This window comes from Rossellomorea sp. FS2, assembly GCF_047915635.1.
In the GTDB taxonomy this organism is placed as follows: Bacteria; Bacillota; Bacilli; order Bacillales; family Bacillaceae_B; genus Rossellomorea; species Rossellomorea marisflavi_A.
This window is the reverse complement of the sequence record NZ_JBLRVS010000001.1, coordinates 1,090,489-1,107,158: the sequence shown is the minus strand read 5'-3', so window position 1 is coordinate 1,107,158 and position 16,670 is coordinate 1,090,489. Positions and strand designations below refer to the sequence as shown.

Genomic DNA, 16,670 nt, shown 5'->3' with positions numbered 1-16,670 from the left:
TGTGAAGCTGATGAGTACATATTTATTGAAGCGATTGGTTTCCATGGTGATCACCCTGTGGCTGATCATCACCTTGACGTTTTTCCTCATGCACGCCATACCTGGATCACCATTTAACGAAGAACGCAATACGAGCGAGGCCGTCCAAAAAAATCTTGAAGCCCATTATCACCTCGACGAGCCACTGATGGTCCAGTACGGTCTGTATCTGAAATCGCTCATGACGCTGGATTTTGGTCCATCCATCACCAAGCCGTCCCAGACGGTCAATGATTTACTGAGCAGGGGCTTCCCGATCTCGTTCGAACTTGGGATGATCACGTTGATCATTGCCGTCATTTCCGGGATCATCCTCGGAATTGTCGCAGCTCTCCGACATAACGGATTCATTGATTATGTCGCCATGACATTCGCTGTACTCGGGATTTCGATCCCAAATTTCGTGATGGCCACCATGCTGATCCAGCAAATCGCTGTAAACTGGGAGCTCCTTCCGGTGGCTACCTGGCAGAGCTGGAGGCATATGATTCTGCCTACCTTGGCGCTCGCCACCGGACCAATGGCCATCATAGCGAGACTGACTCGATCGAGCATGCTCGAAGTCCTTACGCAGGATTATATCCGGACAGCACGTGCCAAAGGACTCTCACCATGGAAAATCGTGTTCAAGCATGCCCTCCGGAATGCCCTCCTGCCCGTTGTGACCATCCTTGGAACGCTGGCAGCCGGGATTTTGACGGGTACGTTCGTCATCGAACAGATTTTTGCCATACCTGGCATGGGGAAATATTTCGTCGAGAGCATCAATCAGCGTGATTACCCGGTCATCATGGGGACGACCGTCTTCTACAGCGCCTTCTTGATTGTCATGCTGTTCTTGGTGGATGTGGCATATGGACTGCTCGATCCGCGGATCAAACTACATAAGAAGGAGGCCAGATGATGGCGATCCCCAAACGAGAAGAAGAAGTAACCGCTGTTCCTGACGAATGGTTTGCTCCCTTGGATAAGAATAAAAATGAACGGGAGGCTGTCGTCAGGCCGAGCCTTTCCTACTGGAAGGATGCGTGGAAGCGTCTGGTAAAGAATAAGCTTGCCATGCTCGGATTATCCTTCCTGATCGGACTGATTGTCTTGGCCATCTTTGGACCGATCATTTCTCCACACGATGTCACGAAACAGATTCTGGCCGATCAGAATCTCCCCCCTTCAGCAGGTCACTGGTTCGGAACGGATGATATGGGGAGGGATGTTTTCACCAGAACTTGGTACGGAGCTCGTATCTCCCTGTTCGTCGGCTTCATGGCAGCTCTCATAGATTTTGTCATCGGGATCCTTTATGGCGGGATATCGGGCTATAAGGGGGGCAAGACGGATAATGTGATGATGAGGATCATCGAGATTCTTTACGGTCTTCCTTACCTTCTCGTCGTGATTCTTCTCATGGTTGTCATGGGACCGGGATTGTTGACCATCATCGTCGCTCTGACCGTGACGGGATGGATCGGGATGGCGAGGATCGTACGGGGACAGGTGCTACAAATCAAAAATTATGAATTCGTCCTTGCTTCGAAAACCTTTGGAACGAAAACCGGGAAAATCATCCGGAAGAATCTTCTCCCGAATACGATGGGACCGATCATTGTCCAAATGACCCTCACCGTCCCGAGTGCCATTTTTGCAGAAGCATTCCTGAGCTTTCTCGGATTGGGTATTCAGGCTCCCTACGCGAGCTGGGGCGTCATGGCCAATGACGGGCTGTCTACGATCCTTTCCGGTCATTGGTGGAGGTTATTCTTCCCGGCGCTCTTCATCTCCCTCACCATGTTTTCTTTCAATGTCCTGGGTGACGGGTTGCAAGATGCGCTGGATCCGAAATTAAGGAGGTAAAACATCATGGAAGAAGTTCTAACAGTGAAGGACCTTCATGTATCGTTTTCAACCTATGGAGGCGAAGTTCAAGCTGTACGCGGCGTGAGTTTCCAGGTAAAGCAGGGGGAGACCTTGGCAATCGTGGGGGAATCAGGCTGCGGGAAAAGCGTGACATCTCAAACCATCATGAGGCTCATTCCCAATCCACCGGGGAGGATACGGAGTGGATCCATTTTGTATAAAGGAAAAGATCTTTTGAGATGCTCGGAGGCCCAGATGCGTCGAATACGCGGTAAGGATATTTCCATGATCTTTCAGGATCCGATGACCGCATTGAATCCGACGCTGACCATCGGAGAGCAGATCAAAGAGGGGATCCTGCAGCATGAGGACGTTACACGGAAGGAAGCGGGAGTGCGGGCGCGGAAAATGCTGGAGCTGGTGGGCATCCCGAACCCCGAAGAGCGCCTTAAGCAATATCCCCATCAGTTCTCGGGTGGAATGAGGCAGAGGATCGTCATCGCCATGGCCCTTGTCTGTCAGCCTGATGTGCTGATTGCGGATGAACCGACCACCGCCCTTGATGTAACAATACAGGCTCAGATTCTGGAGCTTTTCAAGGAGATCCAGGACAAGACGGGTGTGTCCATCATCTTGATCACGCATGACCTCGGGGTTGTTGCCCAAGTGGCAGATCGGATCGCGGTCATGTATGCAGGTAAGATCGTGGAGGAGGGGACCCGCAGGGAAATATTCTATACCCCTCAGCATCCCTATACAAAGGGCCTCCTCCATTCAGTACCCAGGCTCGATCTCGTAGGGGAGGATTTGATTCCGATACCCGGCTCACCCCCGGATTTATTTGCCCCGCCTGCGGGCTGTCCATTCGCTGCACGATGCGATATGGCCATGGAGGTGTGCGACAGGATCCATCCTCAAAAGACCAGCCTTTCGGAAGATCATCACGTGGATTGCTGGCTGCAGGATGATCGGGCCAAACAAGCAATGCTTTCAGCTGTGAATGTAACAATCCGTTAGATTCACAGATTGATAGATAAAAACAATAAGGGGGAAATCAGATGAAGAAATGGAGCAAGCTGCTTATTTTCGGGATCATCCTTGTCATGCTGGCTGCTTGTACGGCGAATGAAGACGCAGGAAGCAGTTCGGGAGGAAAAGATCCGAAGGACGGAAAAGGGGAAAAGGTTCTTTACTTGAACAACGGAGCAGAGCCGACGTCCTTTGATCCGCCGATCGGATTCGACTCCTATTCATGGACGGCACTGAACAACCTTATGGAAGGTTTGACGAGACTCAGCGACAAGCATGAGCCGGAAGGGGCCATGGCAGAAAAGTGGGATGTATCGGAAGATGGGAAAGTTTATACCTTCCACCTGCGGGAAAATGCCAAGTGGTCCAATGGGGACGTTGTAACGGCAAATGATTTTGTATTTGCCTGGAAGCGTCTGCTTGATCCTGAAACCGGATCACCGGCATCCTTCCTCGGGTACTTTATCGAGGGCGGTGAAGCATATAATACCGGGAAGGGCAGTGCAGATGACGTAAAAGTGAAAGCGGTGGATGAAAAAACGTTTGAAGTGACATTGAAGAGCCCTCAGGCCTACTTCTTGAGCGTCATTGCAAACCCGGCATTCTTCCCGATCAATGAAAAAGTCGCCACCGACAATCCCCAGTGGTTTGCCGAAGCAGACAGTTTCGTGGCCAATGGACCGTTTAAATTGAAGGAATGGGAGCACGACAGCCATTTCGTGATGGAGAAGAATGATCAATATTGGGATAAAGAAAATGTAAAGCTTGATGAGGTCCACTGGGCCATGGTCAATGACTCCAACACCGATTATCAACTTTTCAAAACAGGAGAGCTTGATACAGCAGACGTGCCGGCAGACCTGAGCGAGGAACTGTTCAAAGATGGAAAAGTGAACGTGGAAGATCAGGCAGGCACATATTTCTACCGTTTCAATCTAGATCAGGAGCCGTTCCAGAATAAAAATATCCGGAAAGCATTCTCCATGGCAGTGGATCAAAAGCAGATGGTCGACTATGTAACCAAGAACAAAGAAGAAGCCGCCTATGGTTTTGTCGCCAGCGGATTCAATGATGCCGACGGAAACGATTTCCGAAAAACAAGCGGGGACCTTACCCGGACCGATGTAGAGGAAGCCAAGAGCCTTCTGGAAAAAGGGATGAAGGAAGAAGGCTATGAAAAGCTTCCTGCCGTCACCTTGACGTACAGTACGAGTGACACCCACCAGAAGATTGCCGAAGCCATGCAGCAAATGTTCAAGGACAATCTCGGAGTGGATGTGAAGCTTGCCAATATGGAATGGAACGTGTTCCAAGATGAACAAAAAGCCGGTAAATTCCAGCTTTCCAGAAGCTCCTTCCTGGCTGATTATGCAGATCCGATCAACTTCCTTGAAAACTTCCAGACCGGTCATTCCATGAACAGGACCGCCTGGAGCAATAAGAAGTATGACGAATTGATTCAATCAGCTTTGAACGAAGCCGATGAACAGAAGCGTTTCGACATGATGTATGAAGCCGAGAAAATCCTCATGGACGACATGCCAATCATCCCGGTCCATTTCTACAACTACGTATATATGCAGAATGAAGATGTGTCAGGTATCGTCCGTCATCCAGTGGGCTATATGGAGCTCAAGTGGGCGGATAAAAAATAAAAGGAGCGGGGAGGACAATGGAGGACTCATTGTCCCTCCCTCTTTTTCTACTAAAAGGATGTGCTACCTATGAAAGCTTCACCTATACAAAAGGGAGATAAGGTGGGTGTGATTGCACCGGCCAGCCCTCCAAACGTCGAAAACTTTAAAAAGGCATTGCCGTTTCTGAAAGAGCTTGGACTAGAACCTGTGATCGGAAGGCATCTCTATGAAAAAAATGGGTACCTTGCCGGGAAGGATGAAGAACGACTGGCGGATTTGCATGACATGTTCAGAGACCCCGAAATAAAAGGAATCATTTGTGCATGCGGTGGAGTGGGAACAGGAAGGATTGTTTCAGATCTTGACTTCGACCTGATCCGCAGCAATCCGAAGATCTTTTGGGGCTATAGTGATATCACTTTTTTACATACGGCGATTTTCCAGCAGACTGGTCTCGTAACCTTCCATGGACCCATGCTAAGCTCGGATATCGGCCTGGATTCTGTACCGGATTGGACAAAGAAATCCTTTGATCAGCTCTTTGACACAGAGGATGTCATTTATCCTGGATCCCTATCAACCATCGAAGCGTTGGTAGAAGGCAAAGCAGACGGGGACGTTGTAGGGGGGAACTTGACACTTCTGGTCAATTCCTTGGGGACACCACACGAAATCGATACAAAAGCGAAACTCTTTTTTATAGAAGAGATCGATGAAGAACCTTATAAGGTGGATCGGATGCTCAATCAATTGAAGATGGCGGGGAAATTATCCGATGCATCCGGCATCATCATCGGAGATTTCAAAAATTGCGAACCGGTCAAACGGGATCGGTCCCTTAGCTTGGACGAAGTGATCAGGCATCATATCATCCCCGCTGGTAAACCAACCCTGAAGGGATTCATGATCGGTCATTCCTCACCGAGCTTTGCCATTCCATTCGGAGCACGGGGCTTCATGGACACGGCGGACCTTTCCCTGAAAATCGAATCCGGCCTTCGAAAGGAGTAAGGAAGATGATCATACAGAACATCGAAACATTTCAGACATTTGTCCCTCTGATCAAGCCTTTCAAAACCGCTCTGAGGACCGTGACCGCCGCTGAAGCGGTACTTGTGAAAATCACCTGTGAAGACGGACGGATCGGGTGGGGAGAGGCACCGCCCACTGCTGTCATAACAGGGGAGACCCTTCAAAGTATAGAGGGGGCGATCCACCATCACCTCAAACCAGCCTTGATAAAAACCGAACTATTGAATCATGAGGAGCTATTCTATCGCATCCGAACATGCATGATCGGCAATGGGAGTGCAAAGGCTGCCGTTGATATGGCCATCTATGATTTGTTATCCCAACGGAGTGGACTCCCGCTCTATCAATTTCTGGGAGGATACAAGGATCGATTGGAAACGGATTTTACCGTTAGTGTCAATGAGCCTTCGGAAATGGCCGATGATGCACGGCAATACATACGAGAAGGTTTTGACGTTTTAAAAGTTAAGGTCGGAAAGGACGACATAGAAAAGGACATCCGCCGCATCCGAGCGATTCGGGAAGCTGCAGGGACGGATATACAGATCCGCTTGGATGCCAATCAAGGATGGGGGGCAAAAGAGGCGGTGCGTGCCATCAAAAAAATGGAAGACTCTGGTCTTGGAATCGAACTGATCGAGCAGCCTGTCCCCGCTCATGACCTGAACGGACTCAAATGGGTAACGGACCATGTCGATACACCGATCATGGCCGATGAAAGTGTGTTCAGTCCGTTTCAAGCACTGGAGGTGGTAAAGCACCGTTGTGCAGATCTCATCAACATCAAACTGATGAAAGCCGGCGGCATCCATCAGGCGATCAAGATCAACGTCCTTGCAGAAGCAGCGGGGATGGAATGCATGGTGGGGAGCATGATCGAGTCCCGATTGGGGATCACCGCGGCAGCTCACTTTGCAGCCAGCAGCCGAAATATAACCCGATACGACTTTGACGCCCCCCTTATGCTTGCGCACGACTTCCTTGAAGGCGGGGCGATCTATGAAGGCAAACAGATCAAACTTCCTGAAAATCCCGGATTGGGGATCAAACACATACACTTGGAGAAAGGGAGGGTAACCAATGAAGGAAAGGTCAGTAGTTAATGTGGCCGTAGCCACCTTATGGACGACACCTCAGTCCCCTAGAAAACGTGACGAAGAAATCTTGTCTGACCCTGTGGACATGGAGAAGTGGATTGCCCCGCAGGACTATGAATCGCTACTTGAGTTGTGCGACCATAATCTTATCCAATCACAGCTCTTATTCGGAACCGAAGTAATCGTGGTGAGAAGGGATGGGAGCTGGTCAGAAGTGGTCGTGGCGGAGCAGCCTTCATCCAAATGTGCAGACGGATATCCAGGATGGATTCCGAGCTGTCAGCTGAGCAGGGATGAACGAAAGGAACCGAAGGACGGGTATGCCATCGTCAATGTCCCTTTCACTGAGCTGGAGTATGAAAATGGCAGGATGAAACTAAGTTATCTGACTGCCCTTCCGGTAATCGATCAAGCGGAAGAAGTCGTTCGGGTGCAGACACCGAAAGGCCTTGGTACCCTCCAAGTGGACGATATCGTTATCTCTTCACGAACTGTACCTGATGTTCAGGGAGATGGCGCGGCAATTGTGAAGGAAGGAGAACAATTCCTGGATCTTCCCTATCTTTGGGGAGGTATGAGCGCATTTGGGTATGATTGCTCAGGCTTTTCTTACAATATGTGCCGTGCTAACGGTGTGATCATCCCGAGGGATGCAAACGACCAGGCAATCCACGGTGAGAAGGTGTCATTGGATGCATTGAAACCTGGGGACCTATTGTTCTTTGCATATGAGCAGGGAAAGGGTGCGGTTCATCACGTGGGAATCTATCACGGCAATGGCGCTATGATCCATTCTCCGAAAACCGGAAGGACAATCGAGATTCTTTCACTGAAGGGAACTTACTATGAGGAAGAACTATGTGAAGCAAGGCGCTATTGGAAAGACTAGGAGGCGGTATGGATGACCAATGAGAAGCTACTTCAAGTAAAACGGCTGAAAAAACATTTTCGATTGGAAAAGGGGAAATTGCTCAAAGCGGTAGACGACATCTCCTTCGATATATACCGGGGCGAAACATTCGGGCTCGTTGGGGAGTCCGGCTGCGGGAAATCGACGACAGGACGTACGATCATCGGGCTTTATGAATGTACGGATGGGGAAGTGGAATATGCGGGTCGCAATCTGCATGCATTGAGCTCGAAGGAACAGCATGCGTTTCACCGTAAGATCCAGATGATCTTCCAGGATCCATACGCCTCCCTCAATCCGAGATCCACCGTGAAAGAAATCATTTCTGAACCTATGGAGTCCCACAAGCTATATAAAGATAAGAAGGAACAGTTGGAAAAGGTGTACCAATTGCTTGAAGACGTCGGTCTGAACCGGGATCATGCTAATCGGTATCCGCATGAATTCAGCGGTGGACAGCGTCAGCGGATCGGGATTGCGCGTGCACTTGCCCTCGATCCCGAGTTCATTATCGCAGATGAACCGATTTCGGCCCTTGATGTGTCCGTACAAGCCCAAATCGTCAACCTTTTAAGGAAACTACAAAAACAAAAAGGCATTACCTTCCTTTTCATTGCCCATGATTTATCCATGGTGAAGCATATCAGCAATCGGATCGGCGTCATGTATCTAGGATCGATCGTCGAGCTGACTGAAAGTAAGGAACTGTACAAAAAGCCGTTGCACCCATATACACAGGCGTTATTATCCGCCATCCCGATTCCGGACCCCGACGTGGAAGACCGGAGGGAACGGATCATCCTGAAGGGGGAGATCCCAAGCCCCATTAATCCCCCCAGTGGATGTGTATTCAGAACGCGATGCCCGCACGCGATGGACGTATGTGCCGAGAAAAAACCAGCTTGGAAGGAAGTCGAATCCAGCCATTATGTGGCGTGTCACCTTTACGATGAAACCATAGTCAAAGATCATGACGAAGTCGCCGTAACCAAATGAAGGCGTCAGGCATGGAATACTTGAGAGAGGAAATGATGGGGATCGTACAGGAATGTTCCGGGAAAGTGAGCTTCTCGGTCCTCTTGGATGATGAATCTCTTTCGTGGGAGGAGGACCGACGTATATCATCAGCCAGCCTGATCAAGCTTCCGATCTTGATGGCTGCATATGAACAGATTCAGACAGGCAGGCTACGGGCTGATGCCATGATTGTACTGCGTCATGAAGATCATGTGGAAGGTGCAGGGGTCTTGAATGGATTGCACGATGGTCTGACGCTGTCCATTGAAGATTTGTTAACGCTGATGATCACTGTCTCAGACAATACAGCCACCAATCGGCTGATCGAGCTGATTGGAATGGATTCTATCAATAGGTTCTGTCTTGACTGGAATTTAAAGGGAACATTCTTGAACCGTAAGATGATGGACTTCCCATCATTGGAAATGGGAAAAGACAATTGGACGTCATCTGAGGACGTGGTCAGCTGTCTTACACTCATCAACGAAGGCCCCTTTGAAGAGGCTTCAAGGAAGAAGATGCTTACGATGCTCTCACGCCAGCAATTCCGTGATAAGCTTCCTGCCTTGCTCGGGGATGATGTAAAGGTCTTCAATAAGACCGGGGAGCTACCCGGCGTCGAACATGATTGTGCTATCATTGAGTCGGCTTCAGGTAAGTATGCTTATGTAGCAGTTCTGACTTATGAGTTGCCGGCTCCAGAGGAGGGCAGGAGGGTGATTCGGACAATGGGAAAGCTTATAGGTGATTATGTACACTCTTTCTAGCTGTCATCTGTTTGTCATAATTGTCATATAAATGTTCAGCTAGGCAGCGGGTCGTCTTACAGGAAGGCCCAGAAAGCCCTCCAAGAGGTGGGAAGGCTTGCGGCCACCATGTATCCATAGCCTATCTTTTGACCTATCAAGGTGATGAAGAGGGGCTTAGGGACGATTTATATGGTTCAGGTTCAAAGCCTTTCTCTATGAAAAACATCAGTGTTTCATGCTTCTGTAACATGCCTATCCTTTCCATCCTGTACAATTATAGGAGGGGGGATACGATGAAAGAATGGATTGTAGATGAAAACGATGTGATGAAGATGTTGGATTCATGGCTAAGGGATCCGAAACCTTTTTGGGAAGGATTCTATGAGAATCGTGAACGAAAAATCCCTATTTTCACAAACAGACCGGATGAGAACCTTGTGTCGTATGTGAAAAGTGGACAATTGAGAACGGGCAGGGCGCTGGATATTGGATGTGGTGCCGGCAGAAACGCAATCTATCTGGCCAGTAACGGATGGGAGGTCGATGCAATGGACCTTTCATCGACTTCCCTTGCGTGGGCAGGGGAGCGAGCAGAGGAAGCGGGTGCATCCATCCGCTTCTTCCAGGCAGACCTCCTCGAGCATGAAATTGAAAAGGATGCCTATGATTTTGTGTATGACTCGGGATGTTTTCATCATATTGCTCCACACAGAAGACCCCGGTACAGAGAAGTGATCATGAGGGCGCTGAAGCAAGATGGATATTACGGCCTTGCATGTTTTTGTGAAGACGGTGAGTACGGGGGTGCCACCCTCACGGATTGGGAGATTTACCGAACAGGTTCCCTCCATGGCGGGATGGGATATACGGAGGAAAAGCTCATTCGGATCTTTGAGTGCTTCACCCCTGTGGAGATACGGAAAATGGTCGGGACCGGCGATCCGGATGTATTTGAATCCGAAGGCCTATGGGCAGCATTATTCAAGCATGATCTGCACCGGTTCTGAACAAAAAGTAAAAGAGTTGGGCGCACAGGGCCCAACTCTTTTAGTCTATCAATATACTTTATCTCCATTGAAGATCGAGTTTTTCACGACCACATAATCAACGGTCCGAATGGCATCGAGCTTCGTTCCGCCTGCGTAGGAAATCGAGGACTGAAGATCCTGTTCCATTTCGGTCAGGGTGTCTTGCAGGGATCCTTTATGCTCTACGAACATTTTCTTCCCTTCGACGTTTTTCTTTTCGCCTTTTTGGAATTCAGAGGCAGAACCGAAATACTCTTTGACGCGCTTCCCATCAATTTCGGTCGTTTCGCCAGGAGATTCTTCATGCCCCGCGAATAACGATCCGATCATGACCATGCTGGCACCGAATCGGATGCTTTTGGCGATGTCACCGTGCGTACGGATCCCTCCGTCAGCGATGATGGGCTTTGTTGCCGCTTTTGCACACCATCTTAAAGCTGCCAGCTGCCAGCCACCGGTGCCAAAGCCGGTTTTGATTTTCGTGATGCAGACTTTTCCCGGACCGATCCCCACTTTGGTCGCATCGGCTCCAGCGTGTTCAAGTTCACGTACCGCCTCAGGTGTTCCAACATTCCCCGCAATAACAAAACTTTCAGGCAGGAGTTTTTTAATATGTTGGATCATGCTGATCACGGCATTTGAATGGCCATGTGCAATATCGATTGTGATGTATTCAGGTACCAACCCTTTAGAGGCCAGTTCCTCCACAAAACTATATTCTTCTTCCTTCACGCCCACGCTGATGGAAGCAATCAGTCCGCGAGCGTGCATGTCCTCGATGAAGCTGATTCTTTTCCCAGGTTCGAAACGGTGCATAATATAGAAATAGTTATGTTCTGCAAGGTACATAGCAATCTTCTCATCGATGATGGTCTGCATATTGGCAGGAACCACAGGAAGTTTAAATGTATGTCCACCCAATGTGATGGCTGTATCACATTCTGAACGGCTGTTAACAATGCATTTGGCTGGAATCAATTGAATATCTTCATAGTCGAACACGTTTTCCATCATGAACACTCCTAAACACGAATAATTATCGTCGGACGAAATTGAAATGTTCGTCCATTGGTAATGTACATGATTTCTTGACCGTTGTCAAAGTTTTTTATCAATTTAAGATGACGTGATTATAATCGATTACTATTTTTCGCAGCAGCAGGGGCAGTCGCATTCTTTTTTTGTTTCACAAAGACAGTTTGGGCAAGAACATTCGTGGACCATCAGGACACCTTCTTTCGTTTATCCACCATTATATCCAGATGAAAGAATGTTCAATCGATTTTCATTCTCCCATTGCAAATCGATCGCTAATGGATTAGAGTAAGAATAACCGTTAAATTATTTTTACCGAGTAAAAAGAGGTGTACAGTATGGCAGGAATCTATATCATCAAAGACCTTGATCAGCTTAAAGCGCTCAGCGATCCGTTTCGGGTCAGGCTGATGTTCAAACTGATTGAACGGCCGTATACGGGTCAGCAGCTGTCCGAAATCTTCGAGCTTTCACGTGCGCGGATTCATTATCACCTGAAAGAGCTTGAAAAACTTGGTCTGGCAGAAATCGTGAGAACCGAAGAGAAAAATGGCATCATTCAAAAGTTCTATCAGTCTGTGGCAACAGGATTCTATCCCCATTCAAGTCTTTTCCCACACACGAAGGAAATCAGCGATATGAAACAATATCTCATGCTTGAAATGATGGAACAGACGACATCGAAGCTATTATCTGCACCATCTGAAGCACTTGAAGATGTTGATTCGAGTGAAGATCCTTCTGAGTGGAATATGATGGCGTCATCCTGGGAAATACAAGCTTCGGAAGATACCTTCAAGTGGTACATCAAGGAACAATTCAAACTGATGGAAGAACTTGATCGCCGCGCGGAAGCAGAAGAGGCGTCGAGCAAAAAGAGATATTTTGTATCCAACTACGGTTTCCGGGTAGAAGAGCCTGTTTTTGAAAGAGTAAAAGACAAAGACCAGTGAGAAGGTCTTTTCTTTTGGCACAACGGTAAAATAATTTTAACTGAGTATATTTTTTTTACTTTGACGGTCAAAAAAAACTTACAGTCAGGAGATGGTGAATGAGATGAAAGAGCATATGTTGAGAAATCGAAACTTCAGCTTCATGTTTACAGGCAGGATCCTATCGAATATGGGGGACAGCATCTACTATGTAGCCGCCATGTGGCTTGTGTACGAACTGGGAGGGAGTGCCTTTTATACGGGGTTGGCCGGTTTCCTCACCATGCTGCCGACGGTGCTGCAGTTCTTGATTGGTCCACTGGTCGATCGTTTCAGTACAAAGAAGCTGCTGACCATCGTACAGCTGCTTCAGGCAGGATTGATCCTGATGATTCCGGTTGCCCATTTCATAGGCTATTTGAATGTGGCCGTGATCTTGACGATCATGCCGGTAGTATCCATGATGAATCAGTTTACGTATCCCGCCCAAACAGCCGCCTTGCCACGGATCATCAAAAAAGAACAGCTTGTAAAAGGGAACGCTCTGTTTACGTTCGCCTATCAGGGAGTCGACATGATCTTCAATGCCCTTACAGGAATCCTACTCCCATTGATCGGTGCCATAACCCTCTTCATGATGGATTCTGCCGTGTTCTTAGCAGCCGCATTAGTATACAGCGCCCTTCGCTTGCCGGAGAAAAAAAGTACCACGAAAAGGACGTTGAAGGAATCGACTCTTCAGTATAAGAAAGAGTTGGCAGAAGGGGTGATGATCGTTTTTCGCTCGTATTTGGCCATCTTTCTGGTCGCTTCCGTTGTTGCAAATGGTGCTATCGGTGCTACGTATGCCATCCTGCCCGTATACACTGGTGAATCGGCAGGGGCATCCTGGTACGGGTGGTACCTTGGAGCCATTTCACTCGGTCTTCTGTCAGGTGCAGCACTTGCTCCTATTCTTACCAGATTCCCGCTGGGTTTGTTAACCATTACATTGTTTTTCATAGGCGGGGGCAGCTGGATCCTGTCAGGTCTCTCGGGTGTTTCCATAATGGGGGTTGTATTATTTGGCATAGCCTGGCTTCCTATCGGAGCAACGAATATCATAACGGGGGCAGCCATCCAGTCCATCATGCCATCGCATCTGATGGGAAGGGTCTTTTCCGTGGTTGCGTCCATGAGTGCCATGGCGATGCCCCTTGGATCACTGCTGGGCGGAAGTATGGCCAATCGTTGGGGGAGCGGGACCATCTTTATTTCGGCAGCAGGCGCCATCGTCTTCATTTCGATATTCTGGTTAAGTGTCTCGAAGCTCCGCAGGCTTCCACGTTCACATGAGTTGTCTGCTGAGGATCTCCATTTACCTGAAAATTCTCACTCCACAAACATTGGATGATAATGGTAGAATAAGAAGGGGTAGTCAGTCAATGGAGGCATGAATATGATATTGAACACAACCATTCAAGAAGCAGGGTACGGCTGGGATGACCTGATTCTGCAAGACATTTCATTTAAGGTCGGGAAGGGTGAGCTTGTCGGTCTGATCGGGCCCAACGGCGCGGGGAAAAGCACAACAATCAAAACCATCCTTGGTCTTATGAAGCATGTGAAGGGAACGGTCGAGATTTCTCCCTATGCTTATATACCGGAACGTCCGATTTTTTACGAGCGGATGACGATGCGGGAACATATTGACTTTCTGTACACGACCATGGGAGGGGAGCACGCAGCCTTCGAAGAGAAAGTGACAAATCTGGTCAGCTTCTTCCGATTGACCCACGTCCTTCACCATTATCCTGATCGGTTCTCAAAAGGGATGCAGCAGAAAATGATGCTGATCCTGGCGTTTCTGAAAGAACCGGATCTGTATATTATTGATGAGCCGTTCATGGGGCTCGATCCGACTGCCGTAAAAAAACTCCTCGGTCTATTGGAAAAAGAGCGGGAAAGGGGAGCTGGCGTCCTGATGTCGACCCATATCCTTGACACCGCCGAGCGGATCTGCGACCGCTTTGTGCTGGTAGCTGAAGGGAAAATGATCGTCGAGGGGGACCTGGAGGACATCCGGAGAAAGAGCGGACTCCCTGATGGAACACTATTCGACTGTTTCGATGCATTGACAGAGGAGGGTGAGAAGGATGGCCTGGCCGATTTTTTGGCACCGATTCAAGGATGAGTGGATGCAAAAATGGAAGGTGGTCCGCTCGGTCATCGACTGGACGATTGCCCTTTACCTTGTCATCCCATTTTCCATCATGGTGCCTTTTTTCTATCGGGACTGGTGGAATGAAACGGAATCCTACTGGGCTACCGGCATTCCGATATGGATCCTTCTTTCCATATTGGGCATCATGACACTCGGGGGAAATATACGCACTTATGTCTTAGAGGCTGATCTATTGTTCCTGATAGAGAAGAAGGAACGTTTTGTGCCAATGAAAAGACTGGGCTTCATGGTCACCATGGGACAGAGTTTGATGTCACTCGTTTTGCCTGGTGCTTTAGCTCTCCCTATATTCCTGAACATATACAATGAACGCCCCTTCACACTAGCAGTGATCTTTATTCTATTATTCTCGTTGAAGTGGTCAGTGCTGCTAATAAAGAAATACATAGCGGGGAAGTGGAAGAAGGGAATCTATATCCTTCTCATGTTGGCAGCCTTTGTTCTGATTACAACTGGAAGGGATTCACCACTGCTGGCAGCCATGGCATCATTGATCCTGTTCATAATCTTAGTGGTTTACTTTTTTAAAGGGGTGAAAGGCACAGCCGATTTTCAAAACGAGGTGGAGATCGAGCAATCGGAGAGGAATCAATATGTGAATCTGGTGTACAGTCTTTCTTCTCAGATAGAAAAAGAAAAAGGAGGGAATCGTGGCAGACCGTTCATTTTGTTCAGGAATTCGAGACGAATATTCAAGGAAAGGACAGCTGAAAACGGAATCCTTGAACTAAGTTTGAAGGCGTTTTTGCGAAATGGAACCTACTTGCGGACATATATACAGATGATCTCCATCACCTCTGCCGGAATCCTCTTCCTACCACTATTACTGAAATGGTTGCTTTTTGGAGGGATTCTCATCTTCATGACCTTCTGGGTCCAGACCATTTTCAAGAAGCTCACGAGCAATCGGTTCTTCGAAGTGGCTCCTTTCGATAAAGAGGCGGAGTATGCTGCTGCCAACAGGTTCGGTAAGTGGCTCGGAACACCTGTCCTTATATGGACCGGAACCATCACGATCTGTTCAACAATCTGGTCGGTTTATTTTTAAATGAGAACTAGGAGGAGTCTACATGGTTGTATTGAAGCGAATGAGTGATAAAGAGTTTACTGCATGGTGGAAAAACAGTGTCGCTTCCTATGCAAGGGAGAAAGTGAAAGCGGGTAACTTCAAGGAGGAGACGGCGATTGAACAGTCTGAGAGCGAATTCCAAAAGCTTTTGCCACAAGGAAAAGATACACCGGATCATTATCTGTTCACCGTGATAGATGAGGGAGAACATGTTGGAATGTTATGGTTTCATGCCAATCACGAGATAAAGGAAAATTACATTTTTGATATTGAGATGCTTGAAAGCAAACGGGCCATGGGATATGGTAAACAAACACTCCAGGCACTCGAAGAGCTCAGCAGGGAAATGGGTATGGACAAAATTTCCCTGCACGTTTTCGGTCATAATAAGACAGCCATCGGACTATATACGGTCACAGGGTTTGAGACGACCAATATCATCATGTCTAAGCAGCTATAATAAGTTTTTCTAAAGGCTCCTTTCAGGAGCCTTTTCTATTGCTAATGAATCGTGACGTAATCCTCATCCACGCTATCTTGTCCTTCCTCAAACTTGAGCTTTGTCCTGAACAGGAACCTTGCTCCTGCAGGTTCAGCCGGCAGATCATTCGGAATCTGATAGACGAATGAATACATGTCCTTCTCTTTCGTCTCGAGAGCTTGAGTGATCGCCACCACACTCGTATCGAAGATTTCTTCTTTCTTACCGTTTTGATAGATCATGACAAGCTGACATTCGATTTTTGTCAGGAGCTGATCGACGATCCCACCGTTTATAAGGAATTTACCTTGCAATTTTTCTCCTTTTTGGTAGTGATCTTTTGGAAGGATCAGATCGATCATTGCTGAACCGACACCATTCAGTGACATATATTTTCGCAGTAGCATATAGCTCCTCCTTTTTTTATGAACATAAAAGACCTTTACCAAGAAGAGAAGTCACAATCAGCCACATTCTTCCGGTAAAGGTCTCGCTAGCAACACGGTTGCCGATGAAGCCGGGAGACTCTGCTCCGTA

Annotated in this window: 17 protein-coding genes; 15 read left to right on the top strand and 2 right to left on the bottom strand. The window is 48.1% G+C overall.

Annotated elements, in window-relative coordinates:
* Nucleotides 1-10 precede the first annotated feature (10 nt).
* The 10 genes from ACNA6I_RS05915 to ACNA6I_RS05870 all read left to right on the top strand — a co-directional run bounded on the left by ACNA6I_RS05915 (nt 11) and on the right by ACNA6I_RS05870 (nt 10,371).
* Nucleotides 11-943 (top strand): ABC transporter permease, encoded by a 933-nt coding sequence (locus tag ACNA6I_RS05915; RefSeq protein WP_048003606.1) that lies wholly within the window; start codon nt 11-13, stop codon nt 941-943.
* Entirely contained in the window at nt 943-1,890 is a 948-nt protein-coding gene (locus ACNA6I_RS05910; protein WP_048003607.1) for an ABC transporter permease, read from the top strand. The genes ACNA6I_RS05915 and ACNA6I_RS05910 overlap by 1 nt, the downstream gene beginning before the upstream one ends.
* A 6-nt stretch (nt 1,891-1,896) precedes the next feature.
* Nucleotides 1,897-2,910, top strand: coding sequence for an ABC transporter ATP-binding protein (locus tag ACNA6I_RS05905; RefSeq protein ID WP_048003608.1), 1,014 nt, complete (start codon nt 1,897-1,899; stop codon nt 2,908-2,910).
* A gap of 41 nt (nt 2,911-2,951) precedes the next feature.
* Nucleotides 2,952-4,577: a peptide ABC transporter substrate-binding protein gene (locus ACNA6I_RS05900; RefSeq protein WP_048003609.1), complete on the top strand. Its 1,626-nt coding sequence runs from the start codon at nt 2,952-2,954 to the stop codon at nt 4,575-4,577.
* Nucleotides 4,578-4,646: 69 nt separating this feature from the next.
* Nucleotides 4,647-5,570: a S66 peptidase family protein gene (locus tag ACNA6I_RS05895; protein ID WP_416313058.1), complete on the top strand. Its 924-nt coding sequence runs from the start codon at nt 4,647-4,649 to the stop codon at nt 5,568-5,570.
* 5 nt (nt 5,571-5,575) lie between these two features.
* The gene (locus ACNA6I_RS05890; RefSeq protein ID WP_063191518.1) at nt 5,576-6,694 is read left to right on the top strand and encodes a dipeptide epimerase; all 1,119 of its coding nucleotides are present in this window, start codon (nt 5,576-5,578) and stop codon (nt 6,692-6,694) included.
* Nucleotides 6,672-7,577, top strand: coding sequence for a C40 family peptidase (locus tag ACNA6I_RS05885; protein ID WP_048014487.1), 906 nt, complete (start codon nt 6,672-6,674; stop codon nt 7,575-7,577). The genes ACNA6I_RS05890 and ACNA6I_RS05885 overlap by 23 nt, the downstream gene beginning before the upstream one ends.
* 12 nt (nt 7,578-7,589) lie before the next feature.
* Nucleotides 7,590-8,594 (top strand): ABC transporter ATP-binding protein, encoded by a 1,005-nt coding sequence (locus tag ACNA6I_RS05880; protein ID WP_048003613.1) that lies wholly within the window; start codon nt 7,590-7,592, stop codon nt 8,592-8,594.
* A gap of 11 nt (nt 8,595-8,605) precedes the next feature.
* A complete protein-coding gene (locus ACNA6I_RS05875; protein WP_063191519.1) occupies nt 8,606-9,382 on the top strand; it encodes a serine hydrolase in 777 nt (258 codons plus the stop codon).
* 275 nt (nt 9,383-9,657) lie between these two features.
* Nucleotides 9,658-10,371 (top strand): class I SAM-dependent methyltransferase, encoded by a 714-nt coding sequence (locus ACNA6I_RS05870; protein ID WP_048003615.1) that lies wholly within the window; start codon nt 9,658-9,660, stop codon nt 10,369-10,371.
* A gap of 48 nt (nt 10,372-10,419) precedes the next feature.
* Here the strand turns inward: ACNA6I_RS05870 and guaC are convergent, their stop codons facing one another.
* A complete protein-coding gene (gene guaC, locus ACNA6I_RS05865) occupies nt 10,420-11,403 on the bottom strand; it encodes a GMP reductase (protein WP_048003616.1) in 984 nt (327 codons plus the stop codon).
* Nucleotides 11,404-11,765: 362 nt separating this feature from the next.
* Between guaC and ACNA6I_RS05860 the strand changes: the two genes are divergently transcribed.
* The 5 genes from ACNA6I_RS05860 (at nt 11,766) to ACNA6I_RS05840 (ending at nt 16,112) form a co-directional block, all read left to right on the top strand.
* Nucleotides 11,766-12,380, top strand: a complete 615-nt coding sequence (locus ACNA6I_RS05860; RefSeq protein WP_048003617.1) for an ArsR/SmtB family transcription factor — start codon at nt 11,766-11,768, stop codon at nt 12,378-12,380.
* A 115-nt stretch (nt 12,381-12,495) separates the two neighbouring features.
* Entirely contained in the window at nt 12,496-13,752 is a 1,257-nt protein-coding gene (locus tag ACNA6I_RS05855) for an MFS transporter (RefSeq protein WP_416313057.1), read from the top strand.
* A gap of 45 nt (nt 13,753-13,797) precedes the next feature.
* The gene (locus tag ACNA6I_RS05850) at nt 13,798-14,532 is read left to right on the top strand and encodes an ABC transporter ATP-binding protein (RefSeq protein WP_048012754.1); all 735 of its coding nucleotides are present in this window, start codon (nt 13,798-13,800) and stop codon (nt 14,530-14,532) included.
* Entirely contained in the window at nt 14,495-15,631 is a 1,137-nt protein-coding gene (locus ACNA6I_RS05845) for an ABC transporter permease (RefSeq protein WP_251526566.1), read from the top strand. The genes ACNA6I_RS05850 and ACNA6I_RS05845 overlap by 38 nt, the downstream gene beginning before the upstream one ends.
* Nucleotides 15,632-15,653: 22 nt before the next feature.
* Nucleotides 15,654-16,112: a GNAT family N-acetyltransferase gene (locus ACNA6I_RS05840; protein WP_416313056.1), complete on the top strand. Its 459-nt coding sequence runs from the start codon at nt 15,654-15,656 to the stop codon at nt 16,110-16,112.
* A 41-nt stretch (nt 16,113-16,153) separates the two neighbouring features.
* Here the strand turns inward: ACNA6I_RS05840 and ACNA6I_RS05835 are convergent, their stop codons facing one another.
* Complete coding sequence (locus ACNA6I_RS05835) at nt 16,154-16,540, bottom strand: sporulation protein (RefSeq protein ID WP_048003622.1); 387 nt, start codon at nt 16,538-16,540, stop codon at nt 16,154-16,156.
* Between the last annotated feature and the right edge of the window lie 130 nt (nt 16,541-16,670).